This is a genomic window from Methylobacterium jeotgali (assembly GCF_022179345.1).
GTDB classification, from domain to species: Bacteria; Pseudomonadota; Alphaproteobacteria; order Rhizobiales; family Beijerinckiaceae; genus Methylobacterium; species Methylobacterium jeotgali.
The window spans coordinates 117,901-133,038 of sequence record NZ_BPQR01000043.1; the positions used below are offsets into that span (position 1 = coordinate 117,901).

A 15,138-nucleotide genomic window follows, 5' to 3' on the forward strand; every position below is an offset into this window, starting at 1 on the left:
CCATTCGCGAAAGCAGCGGGGGCCGGGCATGAAGCCCGGCCCCCGATCCGTTCGGGTCGTGTCAGGCCGCGAGGGCTGCGGGCTCGGAAGCGTCCTCGGCGGCCATGAACTGGGCCTTGGCGAGCTCCGCGAAGCGGCCGCCCTGCGCCACCAGGCTTTCGAAGGTGCCCTCCTCGACGATCCGGCCCTCGTGGAAGACGAGGATGCGGTCGGCGTCGCGGATGGTGGCCAGGCGGTGGGCGATCACGAAGGTGGTCCGGCCCTTCATGACCTCCTCGAGCGCACCCTGGAGCTTGCGCTCGGTGGCGGCGTCGAGAGCGCTCGTCGCCTCGTCGAGGATCAGCACCGGCGGGTTCTTGAGGAGCGCGCGGGCGATCGAGAGGCGCTGGCGCTCGCCGCCGGAGAGCGAGCGGCCACGCTCGCCGATCACCGTGTCGAGGCCGTCGGGCTGCCGGGCGATGAACTCGGAGGCCTGGGCGCGCTCCAGGGCATCGAGCATCTCGGCATCCGTGGCGTCGGGGCGGCCGACCTGCAGGTTCTCGCGGATCGAGCGGGCGAACAGCATCGGCTCCTGGAAGACCACGCCGATGTTGTGGCGCAGGCTCGACAGGGCGAGGTCGCGGATGTCGGCGCCGTCGATGGTCACGCGGCCCTGCGCCGGGTCGAAGGTGCGGTGCAGGAGGCCGAGCGTCGTCGACTTGCCCGAGCCCGTGGTGCCGACGAGCGCCACCGTCTCGCCGGCGCGGGCGGAGAACGAGACCGTATCGAGGGCCCGGCGGCGGCCGTCGTAGGAGAAGGACACGTCCTCGAAGGCGACCTCGCCGCCGAGGCGGCCGACGGCCTTGGCCTGCGGCCGGTCGTGGACGGCGGGCACGGTGTCGAGGATCTCGAAGAACTCGGCGATCTTCGGCGCCTGCTGGAACAGGCCGTTCACGAAGGCGGCGACGTGGTCGAGCCGGGCGACGAGCATGGTCGCGAGGCTCATGAAGGCGACGACCTCGCCGACCGTGGTCTGGCCGTGCTGGAACAGGAAGATGCCGGTCACGAAGATCGCGGTCATGGTCAGCGTCGCCGAGGCGCGGGTGGCGACGTTGGCGAGCGCCCACCAGGACAGCACCGGGATCTGCGCGGCGAGGAGCCGGCTGATCATGTCGTGCATGGCATCCTTCTCCGCCTTGGCGCGGGTGAAGGACTGGATGACGGCGACGTTGCCGAGCGCGTCGGAGGCGTGGGCGGCCAGCCCCGAATGATATGCCTCGACGCGGCCCTGCAGGGTCTCGGTGCGGCGCATGACGAAGGTCGTGAGCGCGGTGAACACCACGACCAGCACGACGAGGATCGAGCCGAGCTGCCAGTTCACGAACAGCGTCAGCGGGAGCAGCACGCCGAGCGAGACGAGCGCCGAGAGATGGTCGCGGAAGAAGCCGAGCCACAGCCAGGCCATGCCGTTGGTGCCCTCCAGCATCGCCTTGAGGACGCGGCCGGAATGGTTGGCGGAGTGGAAGGCGAGCGGCAGGTCGAGCACGTGCTCGAAGTAGCCGGCCATGGTGGCGAGCCGGCTGCGATGGGCGAGCCGGTCGGCGTGGAGCGCGATGGCGACGCCGGCCGCGATGGTGAAGAAGCCGAAGCCCATCCAGGCCGCGATCAGCGGCACCAGGGTCGTGAAGGCGTCGGCGCCGCGGGCGAGATGGGTGAGCTCGTCGATGATGCGGCCCATCAGCAGCGGCTCCACGAAGGCCGCTCCGGCGAGCGCGATGTTCGTCGCCGCCAAGCCGATGGCCAGCCGCTTCTCGCTGCCGAGAAGGCCGAGGACGCGCGAGTAGAGACGAACGAACGACATGCCCAGCTCCAGCTACCCCTCAGGCGCGGCCCCCGTGCCGGAGCCTTCGCCTCGCCTCCGGAGCCGGCCGCCGCTCGACGCGGCCTAAACCTCCGGGACGCATGGGCTTATGCCGACGCCCGGCTGAACGGCGCATGACGGATCGCGCCCTTTACGCTTCCTTCAGCATGATTGCCTAACGCTCGCCCAGGGAGCCGGCCTCCGTGGAGGATGCCGGCGGTGCAACAGCGTTCGGGCCCGCCGTCATGGATCTCGCTACCGGTATCGGCCTGCTCGGCGGCCTCGGCGTGGTCTTCACGCTGATCATGATCGACGGCGGCAACTTCGCCGCCTACTTCGACAAGCACGCGGTGATCGTGATCTTCGGCGGCGCCACCGCCGCCACGATGATGCGCTTCCCGTTCTCGACGATCATGCACGGCCTGCCCATGGGCCTGCGATTCGCCTTCACCATGCGCTCGGTGAAGCCCCGCGACCTCATCGAGGAGATCACCAAGATCGCAGACCTCGTTCGGAAGTCCGGCCCGATGGCGCTGGAGAACATGGAGATCTCCGACCCGTTCCTGGCCCAGGGCGCGCGCTACATCGCCGACGGCTACGACCGCGACTTCATCCGCGACACGATGGAGCGCGACCGCGACAACTTCCTGATGCATCTCGACGAGGGTTCGAAGATCTACCGCGCCTTCGGCGACTGCGCGCCGGCCTGGGGCATGATCGGCACCATCCTCGGCATGGTGACGATGTTCGCCAACATGTCCGATCCCTCGAAGCTCGGCCCCGCCATGGCGACCGCCCTGCTCGCGACGCTCTACGGCGCGCTCATCGCCAACATGATCACCCTGCCGCTCGCCGACAAGCTGCACGTCAAGCTCGAGGAGGAGGACGTGTCGCGCTCGCTCATCATCGACGGCATCCTGCTGATCCGCGACCAGAAGAGCTCCTCGCTCGTGCGCGAGATGCTCGTCGCCTACCTGCCCCACAACCACCGCGAGGAGCTGATGGCCGAAGCGGCCTGACGCGTCGCCCGATCGAGGGAGGGCCTGAGCGGTGGCCAAGAAGAAGCGCGGCGGCGCGCATGGCGGCCATGGCTGGTTCGTCACCTTCGCCGACCTGATGGCGCTCCTGATGAGCTTCTTCGTGATGATCGCCGCGTACTCCACGCAGGATCAGAAGAAGATGCAGGTGGTGGCCGGCTCCATGCGCGACGCCTTCGGCGTCAACAAGGAATCGAAGTTCGCCGGCATCATCGAATCGACCGGCCTGCCGACCGCCGAGCACGTGAAGTACCTGCGCGACATCCCGCCCGAGCGCGCCTCGGACCGCACGACGCCCCCCTCCATCGACCAGAGCGCCGAGATCGGCCTGACCGACAAGGGCGAGGCGGAGAACTTCGGCCTCGCCGCCGCCTCCCTGCGGCAGGCCTTCCAGGACATGCCCGAGATCGCGGAGCTGTCGAAGAACATCGTCATCACGCCCACGCAGAAGGGGCTCGACGTCTCGCTCGTCGACCAGGACGGGCGCTCGATGTTCCCGGAAGGGTCGAGCCGCCCCAACGACCGCACGCGGCGCCTCCTGGAGAAGATCGCCCCGGCGCTCCGCCAGTTGCCGAACCGCATCGCCATCACCGGATTCACCGCGAGCGAGCGGCCGGGGACGCGCCCGGCGGCGCCGCCCTGGGAGATCTCGGCGAACCGCGCCATCAGCGTGCGGGAGGTGCTGGCCGGGGCGGGCGTGCCCGACGACCGCTTCGCCTCCGTCGCCGGAAAGGCGGATACCGAGCCGCTGTTCCCGGACAACCCCTATATCGCGGCGAACCGGCGCGTGACGGTCACGCTCCTCAAGGAAGCGCCCCCGACCCCGGTCGGATACGGGATGCCCTGACCGACTACTTGGCGACGAGCAGCGCCCAGTAGACCTTGTACTTCGAGCCCGGTGCGTAGGCGGTGGCGATGCCCATCCGGGTCGCGTCCGGCGAGAGCATCACCGCGTTGTGGGCCGGGCTGTCGCGCCAGCCCGAGAAGGCTTCCGCCAGGGTGTGGTAGCCGGCCGAGAGGTTGGCGCCGGCGGAGGCGTAGCCGAGGCGGGTGACGGCGACCCGCACGGTCTGGGCCTGGCTCGGCCGGTCGGCGAGCGCCATCGAGGCGGCCTCCGCCTCGGCGAGACGCTGCAGCTCCGGATCGACGGCGAGCGCCGTCACGCCCTTCCCGCGGCGGTAGGCGGAGATCATGTCGGCTGCGCCGGCCGCGTCGAGCCGGGCGGTCTCGGTGGTCAGCGGCTGGTAGAGGGCGGGCAGCGCGGAGGTGGCGGCGCGGTCCGACGCGCAGCCCGCGAGCGCCAGGCTCGCGCCTCCCGAGACCAGAATCCCCAACGCCGCACGCCGCTTCACCGTCAACGCTCCCGTACCGGACGAGGTCGGAACGCCTCAGGCGTCCGACCGCTCCAGCTTACGACGGCTGGGCGCGCGGGATGTTCCGGATCGCACATCCGCGTCCGGCTCCGCCAAGGCGGAAGGCTCGGCGCTCGTCGCGTCGCCGCTTTTGCCGAGGCCGCCCGCGATGGCGCCGAGCGCCCCCTGCACCCCTTCGAGACCCTGCACGGTGACGATGCTCGACGGCGTCCCCATGGCCGGGATCAGCCCCTCCTCCGACAGCGCCTTGAACACCGCGAAGTTGAGATCGGTGAGCACCTTCAGCCCGAGGCCGACGTCGACGATCGTCGCGAACAGCTCGAACTCCAGATAGGGGTCGCCAATCTTCTTGAAGACGACCCGCGGCGGCGGCTCCTTCATGACGTCGGCATGGGCCCGGGCGCATTGCTCGATCAGCTCTGCGGCGCGCACCGGGTCCTGGCTGCGCACGACGCTGACCGTGAGGTTGACCCGCCCCGCCCGGTCGCCCCGCACCCGGTTCTTCACGATGCCGGAGATCAGGTTCGAGTTCGGGACGATCACCGCCGAGCGGTCGAAGGTCTGGATCTCCGTGGAGCGCACGGAGATGCGCTTCACGATGCCCTCGCTGTCGCCGATCACCACCTGGTCGCCGACACGGATCGGCCGCTCCCAGAGCAGCAGCAGGCCCGAGACGAAGTTGTTGACGATCGACTGGAGGCCAAAACCGATACCGACAGAGAGCGCGCCGGCGACGATAGTGAGCTTCTCGAGGCTCAGCCCCAGGTAGGAGAAGGCCAGCGCCAGGGCGAGCAGGAAGCCGCAATAGCCGGCCACCGTCGAGATCGAGTTGCGCAGGCCCGAATCGAGATCGGTCGCCGGCAGGTAGGTGTTCTCCAGCCAGCGCTGCACGCCCCGCGTCACGAAGACGCCGACCATCAGGATGCCGATGCCGAAGGCGATGCTCGACAGCGAGATGGTGACGTCGCCGACCTTGAACCCGAAGAAGGCCGTGCGCAGCGACGCGGTCACGTCCGTCGAGTCGAGGCCCCAGGGCGCCAGGATCAGGAGCGCGACGACCGCGATCAGCAGCACCCGCAGAAGGCCGGTGGCGAGCACGCCGATCTGGTTGAGGGAGCGCTTGCGCAGGCCGGTGTTGGCCTGGAGCGTCGTGGCGATGCGGGTGTCTTCCCGGAGCGCGCCGCCGATGAAGGCCTCGACGCTCTGCACCAGCAGGTAGAGCAGCACGAGCAGGCTCGCAGCCCAGACGAGCTGGTCGACGAGGAAGGCGGCGAAGGCGACGTAGCCGACGAGCGGTGCCGCGCAGATCACGATCACCGCGAGCCAGCCGAGCATCCGCGCGGGGCCGCCGAGAGCGCTCGCGCGCTCCGGCGCGACGTAGGGGCCGAGGCAGGCCTCCTCCGCCTGCTGGGTCGAATCGTCGGCGAAGCGGTGCAGGCCGATCGCCAGGATCAGGCCGGTGACGACGGCGCCGATGCCGCGGGTGGCGATCGAGACGGGCAGCGCCGCCGAGATGCCGGAGTTCAGCGCCTCGATGGCCTTGGCCACCGAGATCACCACCGCGATGCTCACGGCGAGCCGGGTGATGCGGGTCGCCGATTCGTCCGTCACCGGCGTCGGCCGCCAGCGCGGCCGGTTCTGCGAGAGCAGCGCGTCGCAGAGCGCCTGCACGAAGGCGACGAAGGCGAAGCCGCCGGTGATCGCCGCCGCGACCGGCAGGAGGCGCGACGGCAGCAGGTCGGTGGCGTCGAGCGCGTAGTAGATCGCGTAGCTGCCGAGCACCGCCGGCACGGTGCCGATCAGGAGCACGCGCCAGGCGGCGAGCAGCACGCTGCGCCGATCCGGCTCGCCCTCGCCCTCGTCCCGGTGCCCGAAGCGGGGCGCAATGTTCCGCCGCCCGAAATAGAGGGCGAAGGAGACGCCGAAGGCGATGCCGAGGAGCAGCAGGTTGCCCAGCGTGCCGTTGCGCGAGAACAGCAGCATGATGTCGGACAGCGCGCTCTGAAGGGCGCGCATGTCCCGCGGCACGTCCTCGGCGACCCGCGACCACAGGGACGGGGCGACGAGGCCCTGCGAACGCTCGAACAGGCCCTTGGTGAAGGCGTCCCGGCGCCGGTTCGAGACCCGGTCGACGATCTGCTCGCTCTGGACGAGGAGGGAGCGGGCCAGCCGCTGCGTCTCGTCGATGCCGGCGACCGCGGCCTCGCGCTCGACGCGCTCCTTCGCGATCTCGGGGCTCTCCTCGCCCTCCTTCGGCTTCGGGCCGAGCTGGGTGAGACGCTCGCGGGCGGAGGCCAGCGGCAGGTCGAGCTCGTCGATGACGGTGCGGATGCCGTCGGCGACGGGCCCGACCCCGTCGCGGATGCGCGTCAGGTCGGCGGCGGTGAGGTTGGGGCGCGCCAGCTCCTTCTCGCGGCCCTCGAGGTCGGCGCGCGCCGCGTCGAGCTTGGCGCGGACCGCCTTGATGTTTTCCGACAGCTCCGGCTTCGGAGGGGCGGGCTTCGCCTCGGGCGCCTTCTCCGGCGCCTTGTTCGCCTCGGGCTTGGCCGCGTCGGGTTTGGCTCCGTTCGCCGCGGGCGCCGCCCCTTGCGCCGGCGGCCGCTCCCCCTGCCCCGTCGCGCCCTGCGGCGCCAGGGCGGCGACGGCGAGCGCCGCGGCGAGAAGCAGGCCGTGGAACGATGGCAGACGGCGGGTCGGGAGGCGAAGCGTCATCGAGATCCTTCTGATCGGCGCCGGCACGCGGGCCCCTGAAGGCTGTCGCCGGCTCTCGGGGGCTTCTCGCGCGCTGAATACGGCGAAAGCCCGGCCCTGCCCACCCTTCGCGTCCGTCTTGTGGGTGCGACGCCGGGCGGAGGCCCAGGAACCTTCACAAGCCCGTCATGGTGATATTAGACTAAGCCCCGATGGACAGGGCCTTTTCGTCTCGACATGTCGAGGAGGCGCTGCGGACGGGATCGTCCGGGCGCCGGAACGGACCGGTGAAGTCGGCCGGGCGCTGGCCCGGCGCTCCGCCGGGGCGGCGACGCCGTTTCCGGTTCGGGCCCGTCCTCCATTGCAGGGGAGGCCGGTCGTGATGGACCTCCAGACCCTCGTTCTCAACGCCGACTACCGGCCCCTGTCCTACAATCCGCTCTCGCTCTGGTCGTGGAAGGACGCCTTCACGGCGTTGTTCCTGGACCGGGTGACGCTGGTCGCGAGCTACGACGTCGAGGCCCGCTCCCCGAGCCGGGCGCTGAAGGTCCCGAGCGTTGTCGCGCTCAAGAACTACGTCACGCTGGCGCGCAGCCCCGCCTTCACCCGCTACAACATCTACCTGCGCGACGGCTTCGCCTGCCAGTATTGCGGCCTGCGGCTGCCCTCCGGCGGCCTGACCTTCGACCACGTCGTCCCCCGCTCCCGCGGCGGCCTGTCGAGCTGGGAGAACGTCGTGGCGGCCTGCTCGCCCTGCAACCTGCGCAAGGCGAACCGCACACCCGACGAGGCCGAGATGCCGCTCGCCGCCGTGCCCCGCCGGCCGACCCGCCACGAGCTGCACCACCGCCAGCCGGAGTTCGACCACCGGCAGTACCACCACACCTGGCTCGACTACCTCTACTGGGACAGCGAGCTCGAGAGCTGAGCTCCGCCCGGGACTGCCGCTGCCCTCTTGCTGACGCCCGGGGCATCACGGACGGCGTCCCGGCTGCGCCGGCACCAAGCGCTGGGCCTGCGGCGTTGCGTCTCGCTCCCGCTCGACCCATCACCCGCCGCGGCCTTGCACGCGAAGGCCGCCGAACGCCGTTCGCCGCCGCTTCGTAAGGCGGATGACGGCGAATATCGGCCGATCGCTCACCGATCGGAAAGGGTAAGATTTAACGTTAAGTCGGGTTTAAGACCTCTGGGCAATGATCTCCTTCGTCATCGGAGCCGGCGCGCAAGCTCTCGGCCGCGAATGAGTGAAGGAATTCTTATGACCCGCTCGAGGCTCTTCGTCTTGGCGCGCTCCCTGACGTTCCTCGCGAGCGTCTGCGCGCCTGCTCTCGTCCACGCCGCCGACCTGCTGCCGCCCCCTCCCCCCCCGCCGCCGCCCCCGCCGGTCGATGTCGGCGGCGGCTGGTACCTGCGCGGCGACGTCGGCGCCAGCGTCTACACCAGCCCGAAATACTCGGTCGCCAAGGCGCCGGACACGGTCTTCTTCAACGAGAGCCAGTCGGGCGGCTTCTTCGCCGGCGTCGGCGTCGGCTACCAGGTCAACAGCTACTTCCGCGGCGACGTGACCGGCGAGTTCCGCTCCAACGAGCTGCGCCTGTCGAGCTACAACGACTTCAGCTCCGACTGCGGCTGCACCAGCGGCCGCAACTTCAACCAGACCTCGGGCCACTACACCTCGGGCCTCGTGCTGGTGAACGGCTATTTCGAGCTCGGCACCTGGTTCGGCGCGACGCCCTTCTTCGGCGGCGGTGTCGGCGTGGCCTTCAACCACTTCTCCGGCTTCACCGATAGCGGCGTGACGAACTTCTACGCCCCCTACGCCTACAACCAGCCGACCTCGCCGGGCTACTTCAAGGCCCGCACCACCGAGAGCCTCGCCTGGGCCCTCCACGCGGGTGTCGCCTTCGACGTGGCCCAGAACCTCAAGGTCGAGTTCGCCTACCGCTACGTGAATCTCGGCCAGGCCAAGACCGGCAGCCTCACCTGCCTCGACGCCGGCGGCGGCTGCGACAGCGCCGTCGTCAAGGCGAAGAACCTTGAGGCGCACGAGATCAAGATCGGCCTGCGCTACCTCCTCGGCGGCCCGGTGCTGCCGCTGCCGCCGATCTACGAGCCCGCCCCCGGCCCGCTCGTGCGCAAGTACTGATCGCAGCATCCCTCACCCTCGATGCCGGGGCGGCGCGGAGACCATCCGCGCCGCCCTGACGCGTTCGAGGGGTACGTCGGGGCGGGCGCTGCACCCGGCAATACTTGCCTAGTCGCAAGATGAAAGCGAAGAGGACCGCTCGTTTCTCTTCCGAGTGGCGTTGTCTCGTTCGAAGATAGGCTCATCGGGCGGCATGGAAACGGAGAATTAAGGTTACCGAGCTACGAATGATCCATGGGCCGATCGGCTGGACGCAGTGCCGGCACCCAGAGGACTCATCCGATGCGTACCCTCCCCTTCCTCCTGCTCGCCTCGCTCGCGATCGGCACAGCCACCGCCCGCGCCGCCGATCTCGACTACGGCGTGCTCCGCGGCCCCGAATACGAGCCCGTCGCTCCCGCGGTCGACTGGAATGGCGGCTACTTCGGTGCCCATGCCGGCTACTCCTCGACGTCGCTCGGATTCCGGAACGTGTTCGGCGATATGATCCGGAACGCGCTGCACGACACGTCGACCGAGACCAATCTCGGCGCCTCGACGCTTCTGCGGGCCCAGTCCGTCCGCGTCGATCATTCGAGCTTCGGCGGTTTCGCAGGCTACAACTTCCAGTTCGATGATATCGTGCTCGGCATCGAGGCCGACTACACTCGCTTCGGCAAGACGGGGACCTCGTTCGATACCACCGGCCGCTCCAAGGTCACCGGGGACCTGTTGGAGACCGTCTACCTGAACGGCAGTTCCTCGACCCGAATTCAGGACTACGGCACCATCCGCGCCCGCGCCGGTTACGCGATGGGCAGCCTCCTGCCCTTCGTCACGGGCGGCCTCGCCATCGGTCGCGCGACCGTTGTCGACAAGTTGACCTATCAGGCCTACGGATTCAATCAGACGACGTACAATGCCAACCAGGGGCTGACGACCGGCAAGCCCGCCTACGTCTACAACTACGGTTATACGACCTTCCTGCAGTCCAGTCCGGATGGAAGCACGCCGGCGACCGATACCTTGGCGCGTGCCAAGACCAAGGTCGTGGGCGGCATCACCGCCGGTGCGGGTCTGGAGTTCGCGCTGACGCAGAACATCCTCCTGCGCGGCGAGTACCAGTACGTGCTCTTCAACGACTTCGACGGGCACAAGGCCAACGTCAACACCGTCCGCGGCGGCGCGGCGGTGAAGTTCTGACCGCGCGCCCGGAAGGCCCCGCCATGGTCCACGCCTCTCCCGACGCGGGCAGCCGCCCTCTCGTCCGCGCCCTCGGCCTCGCCCTCGCGCTGATGTCGGCGCCGGCATTCGCCCAAGGGGCCGAGCCCCTGCCGCTGGGGCCAGCCCCGGCTCCGCGCTTCGCGCCGCCGCCGGCCGCGCACCCGTGCTGCCGTCCGAGGCCCGTTGTCCAGGCGCCGGGCGGGCCGGTCGTGCGGGCCTACCTGCCGCGCAACCTCGCGGTGCCGATGTACAACGAGCCGCCGCCGCGCTTTCCGAGCTTCTGAGGCTCAGGCGGCGGCGCGGCTCACGGCGTCGACCACCTCGTCGACCACCTCGACCACGAGGGAGCGGTCGTCGCCCTCGGCCATGACGCGGATCACCGGCTCCGTCCCCGAGGGGCGGATCACAAGGCGCCCGCCCTCGCCCAACCGCTCGCGGGCCTGCTCGATGGCGGTGACGACCGTCTGCTGCCGCAGCGGATCGCCGGAACGGTAGCGCACGTTCTTGAGGATCTGCGGCAGCGGATCGAAGCAGTGACAGACCTCGCTCACCGGCTTGTCGAGGCGCTGCACCACCGCGAGCAGCTGGAGCGCCGCCACGAGGCCATCGCCGGTGGTCACGTAATCCGACATGATAATGTGGCCGGACTGCTCGCCGCCGAGATTGTAGCCGTTCTGGCGCATGTGCTCGAGGACGTAGCGGTCGCCGACCGCCGTGCGGGCGAGCGACAGGCCGATGCCGCCGAGGTAGCGTTCCAGGCCGAGATTCGACATCACCGTCGCGACGAGGCCGGGCCGGGTCAGACGCTCGTCCTCCTGCCAGGAGCGGGCGACGACGGCCATGAGCTGGTCGCCGTCGACCATCTGGCCCTTCTCGTCGACGATGAGCACCCGGTCGGCGTCGCCGTCGAGCGCGATGCCGATATCGGCGCGCAGCTCCCGCACCTTGCTGACGAGGGCGCCGGGCGCCGTCGAGCCGACGTCGCGATTGATGTTGAAGCCGTCCGGCTCCGTGCCGATGGCGATGACCTCGGCGCCGAGCTCCCACAGGGTCTCCGGCGCGACCCGGTAGGCGGCGCCGTTGGCGCAGTCGACCACGACCCGCAGGCCGTCCAGCGTCACCTGACGCGGCAGGGTGCGCTTGGCGAACTCGATGTAGCGGGCATGCACGCTCTCGATGCGCTTGGCGCGGCCGAGATCGCTCGCGGAGGCGAGTCGCGGCGTCAGCTCGGAATCGATCAGCGCCTCGATGGAGCGCTCGACCTCGTCGTTGAGCTTGAACCCGTCCGGGCCGAACAGCTTGATGCCGTTGTCCTCGTAGAGGTTGTGGGAGGCCGAGATCATCACGCCGAGATCGGCGCGCATGGAGCGGGTCAGCATCGCCACCGCCGGCGTGGGCATCGGCCCGAGCAGCAGCACGTCCATGCCCATGGCGGTGAAGCCGGCCACCAGCGCCGTCTCGATCATGTAGCCCGAGAGGCGGGTGTCCTTGCCGATCACCACCCGGTGCCGATGGTCGCCCCGCTGGAACACCACGCCCGCCGCCTGCCCGACCTTGAGGGCGAGCTCCGGCGTGATGAGGCCGTTGGCGCGGCCGCGGATGCCGTCGGTTCCGAAATACTTGCGCACGTGGGCTCCGAGCCTGCTGACGCCTCGACCGTTCCGGCGATCATAGCGCCGACCGGCCTCTCCGGGGAGGAAGCCTGCCGTCGTGGTGAATTGAGGGATGCCGGTTGAATCCGGAATGCGGCGCCCGGAAGGCGGATGCTCCGAAGGTCGGCCGGGAACGGAAAGGGGCGCCTCGCGGGGCGCCCCTTCTCATCTTGTCGCTTCGCCCGCCTCAGCCCTGCGGCTGCGGCTCTAGGCTCCCGTCGTTCTCCCGCGGGCGGCCGCGCCCGGCGGAGGGGACGGAGGAGCCGCGAGCCAGCGTCGGCGGCACGTCGCCGCCGTCGCGCACGGGCGGGCGGCCGTTGAGGAGGTTGCGGATCTCCTCGCCGGAGAGGGTCTCGTACTCGAGCAGTCCCTGGGCCAGGGTCTCGAGGTCCTCGGCCCGCTCGCCGAGGATGCGACGTGCCTCTTCGAGGCCCGTCTCGACGAGGCGGCGGACCTCGGCGTCGATCTTCTGGGCCGTCGATTCCGAGACCGTCTGCTGACGGCCCATCGACATGCCGAGGAAGACCTCGTCGTTGTTGTCGCCGTAGGCCACGGTGCCGAGCTCGGGCGAGAAGCCCCAGCGGGTGACCATCATCTTGGCGAGCCGCGTGGCCTGCTCGATGTCGGACTGGGCGCCGGAGGTGACCTTGTCCTTGCCGAAGATCATCTCCTCGGCGATGCGGCCGCCCATCATGATCGCGAGCCGCGAGGTCATCTGCTCGAAGCTCATCGAGAGCTTGTCGCGCTCGGGCAGCTGCATGACCATGCCGAGCGCCCGGCCGCGGGGGATGATCGTCGCCTTGTGGACCGGATCGGTCGCCGGGACGTTCAACGCGACGATGGCGTGGCCACCTTCGTGGTAGGCGGTGAGCCGCTTCTCGTCCTCGGTCATGACCAGGGTGCGCCGCTCGGCGCCCATCATGACCTTGTCCTTGGCGTCCTCGAACTCGTGCATCGTGACGATGCGCTTGCCGCGCCGCGCCGCGAGCAGCGCCGACTCGTTGACGAGGTTCATCAGGTCGGCGCCGGAGAAGCCGGGGGTGCCCCGTGCAATGGTCTTGAGGTCGACGTCCGGCGCCAGCGGCACCTTGCGGACGTGGACGCGCAGGATGCGCTCGCGGCCGGTCACGTCCGGGTTCGGCACCATGATCTGGCGGTCGAAGCGGCCGGGACGCAACAGCGCGGGGTCGAGCACGTCGGGGCGGTTCGTGGCCGCGATGATGATGACGCCCTCGTTGGCCTCGAAGCCGTCCATCTCCACGAGGAGCTGGTTGAGGGTCTGCTCGCGCTCGTCGTTGCCGCCGCCGAGGCCGGCGCCGCGATGGCGGCCGACCGCGTCGATCTCGTCGATGAAGATGATGCAGGGGGCGTTCTTCTTGGCTTGCTCGAACATGTCGCGGACGCGGCTCGCGCCGACGCCGACGAACATCTCGACGAAATCCGAGCCGGAGATCGTGAAGAACGGCACGTTGGCCTCACCGGCGACCGCGCGGGCGATGAGCGTCTTACCCGTGCCGGGGGGGCCGACGAGCAGCACGCCGCGGGGGATGCGGCCGCCGAGGCGCTGGAACTTCTGCGGATCGCGCAAGAACTCGACGATCTCCTGCAGGTCCTCCTTGGCCTCCTCGACGCCGGCCACATCGTCGAACGAGACGCGCCCATGCGCTTCGTTGAGGAGCTTGGCCTTCGACTTGCCGAAGCCCATGGCGCGGCCCGCGCCCGACTGCATCTGGCGCGAGAGGAAGATCCAGGCGCCGATGAACACGAGGATCGGCAGCCAGCTCACGAGGAGCTGGATGAACCAGGGCGTGTTGTCGGAGGGCGGGCGGGCGGTGATCTGCACGCCCTTGCCCTGGAGCTTCGAGACGAGCATCGGGTCGTTCGGCGCGTAGCTGGTGAAGTTGCCGCCGCCGACATAGGTGCCGCTGACGTCCTGTCCGGAGATCACCACCGACTGGATCTTGCCCGCATCCGCGTCGTTCAGGAGCTGGCTGTAGGCGATCTCGCTGCCGCCGCCGCGATGACCCGGATTCTGGAACAGGGTCACCAGCGCGAGGACGAGCAGGAAGATGACGACCCACAAGGCAAAGTTGCGGAAATTCGGGTTCATCGATCAATCCCTGGGGAGCGTCGGCGTTCTGAGCCGTGCTGGCGGCCCGCGCCGTTACTCGTCGTCAATGTAGGCAGCGGGCGAACCCTTGCCAAGTAAGCCGTCCGCCCGTCCCCGAACGGCGTTACCGCCCTTCCGAGGGGGCGCGGGGGCGAGCACGACCTCGCCTCGGAGGGTCGTCTCCACGGTGAGCCCGCGCAGGGTGCGGCAGACCGCGCGGCCTTCGCGCAGGGCGGGAAGAAGCGTGCCGAGCACGAGGGCTTCGAGGCGTTCGAGACGCTCCGGTCCCTCCGCACCGGCTTCCGCCATGGCGAGCGCGATCACGCGAAGCGTGACGGCCTCCGGCAGGGCGGCCGGGGAGCCGAGGCGGACCCCGCGCTCCGCGTCGATCCGCAGGCCGGCGAAGGCGTCGCGCGCCGTCCGCGACAGCGCCGCGTCGTCGCGGGCGAGGCGCTCGGCGAGGCGGGCGAGCCGCGCCGGGTCCAGGCCCTCCCGAGCGAGGATCGGAGACAGCCGCCGCAGGCGCGCGCGGGCGAAGCGGTCGTCGGCGTTGGAGGGATCGCGAAGGAAGGCGATTCCCCCCGCCTCGCACCAGGCTGCCAACTGCGCCTTCGCCAGGGCAAGGAAGGGCCGCCCGAGCGTGACGCCCCGCGCAAGAGCGCGCGCGCCGCGCATCCCCGCGAGCCCGGCGGGGCCGGAGCCGGCGCAGAGACGCAGCAGCACCGTCTCCGCCTGATCGTCCAGGTTGTGGCCGGTGAGCACCCGGTCCGCGCCGATCCGCCCGGCGCAGGCCGCGAGCAAGGCGTAGCGGGCGCGGCGGGCCTCGGCCTGGAGGCGCGTCGCCGGCGCCTCCCCCTCGCGGACGAGGAGATGATGGGCGAGCCCCAGCCGCGCCGCCTTCGCCGCGACGGCTTCGGCCTCCGCGGCCGAGCCCGGACGAAGGCGGTGGTCGACGGTTGCCACATGGATCGAGCCGGCCGGCGCGAGTCGCGCAGCAGCATGCATCAGCGCCGTGGAATCGGGGCCGCCGGAGACGGCGAGGAGCACAGGGCTCGACGGACGGACCGCGAGCCCTGTGCTCCTCGC

Annotated in this window: 12 protein-coding genes; 6 read left to right on the forward strand and 6 right to left on the reverse strand. The window is 70.1% G+C overall.

The window, feature by feature from the left end; genetic code table 11:
• Nucleotides 1-61: 61 nt before the first annotated feature.
• On the reverse strand, nt 62-1,840 hold the full coding sequence (locus tag MFF04_RS13460) for a glucan ABC transporter ATP-binding protein/ permease (RefSeq protein WP_238276506.1): 1,779 nt from the start codon (nt 1,838-1,840) through the stop codon (nt 62-64).
• Between the two features lie 245 nt (nt 1,841-2,085).
• On the opposite strand from MFF04_RS13460, the gene MFF04_RS13465 reads away from it, so the two are divergent.
• Nucleotides 2,086-2,859, forward strand: coding sequence for a motility protein A (locus tag MFF04_RS13465; RefSeq protein ID WP_238276507.1), 774 nt, complete (start codon nt 2,086-2,088; stop codon nt 2,857-2,859).
• A gap of 31 nt (nt 2,860-2,890) precedes the next feature.
• On the forward strand, nt 2,891-3,724 hold the full coding sequence (locus tag MFF04_RS13470; protein WP_238276508.1) for an OmpA/MotB family protein: 834 nt from the start codon (nt 2,891-2,893) through the stop codon (nt 3,722-3,724).
• Between the two features lie 4 nt (nt 3,725-3,728).
• Here the strand turns inward: MFF04_RS13470 and MFF04_RS13475 are convergent, their stop codons facing one another.
• Nucleotides 3,729-4,229: a CAP domain-containing protein gene (locus tag MFF04_RS13475; RefSeq protein WP_373320054.1), complete on the reverse strand. Its 501-nt coding sequence runs from the start codon at nt 4,227-4,229 to the stop codon at nt 3,729-3,731.
• A 36-nt stretch (nt 4,230-4,265) separates the two neighbouring features.
• Entirely contained in the window at nt 4,266-6,962 is a 2,697-nt protein-coding gene (locus tag MFF04_RS13480) for a DUF3772 domain-containing protein (RefSeq protein WP_238276509.1), read from the reverse strand.
• A gap of 358 nt (nt 6,963-7,320) precedes the next feature.
• Here MFF04_RS13480 and MFF04_RS13485 point away from each other — a divergent pair, with 358 nt between their 5' ends.
• The 4 genes from MFF04_RS13485 to MFF04_RS13500 all read left to right on the forward strand — a co-directional run bounded on the left by MFF04_RS13485 (nt 7,321) and on the right by MFF04_RS13500 (nt 10,574).
• On the forward strand, nt 7,321-7,869 hold the full coding sequence (locus MFF04_RS13485) for an HNH endonuclease (protein ID WP_238276511.1): 549 nt from the start codon (nt 7,321-7,323) through the stop codon (nt 7,867-7,869).
• A 354-nt stretch (nt 7,870-8,223) separates the two neighbouring features.
• A complete protein-coding gene (locus tag MFF04_RS13490; RefSeq protein WP_238276513.1) occupies nt 8,224-9,087 on the forward strand; it encodes an outer membrane protein in 864 nt (287 codons plus the stop codon).
• Between the two features lie 282 nt (nt 9,088-9,369).
• Nucleotides 9,370-10,269 carry an outer membrane protein gene (locus MFF04_RS13495; RefSeq protein WP_238276515.1) on the forward strand — a complete coding sequence of 300 codons (900 nt, stop codon included), beginning with the start codon at nt 9,370-9,372 and terminating at the stop codon, nt 10,267-10,269.
• Between the two features lie 23 nt (nt 10,270-10,292).
• Nucleotides 10,293-10,574, forward strand: coding sequence for a hypothetical protein (locus tag MFF04_RS13500; protein WP_238276517.1), 282 nt, complete (start codon nt 10,293-10,295; stop codon nt 10,572-10,574).
• Nucleotides 10,575-10,577: 3 nt separating this feature from the next.
• Here MFF04_RS13500 and glmM read toward each other — a convergent pair whose 3' ends face one another.
• The 3 genes from glmM to tilS form a co-directional block, all read right to left on the reverse strand.
• Complete coding sequence (gene glmM / locus MFF04_RS13505) at nt 10,578-11,918, reverse strand: phosphoglucosamine mutase (RefSeq protein ID WP_238276519.1); 1,341 nt, start codon at nt 11,916-11,918, stop codon at nt 10,578-10,580.
• 211 nt (nt 11,919-12,129) lie between these two features.
• Nucleotides 12,130-14,052: an ATP-dependent zinc metalloprotease FtsH gene (gene ftsH / locus MFF04_RS13510; RefSeq protein ID WP_238276520.1), complete on the reverse strand. Its 1,923-nt coding sequence runs from the start codon at nt 14,050-14,052 to the stop codon at nt 12,130-12,132.
• 54 nt (nt 14,053-14,106) lie between these two features.
• On the reverse strand, nt 14,107-15,138 hold a 1,032-nt coding region (gene tilS, locus MFF04_RS13515; protein WP_238276533.1), incomplete at its 5' end, for a tRNA lysidine(34) synthetase TilS.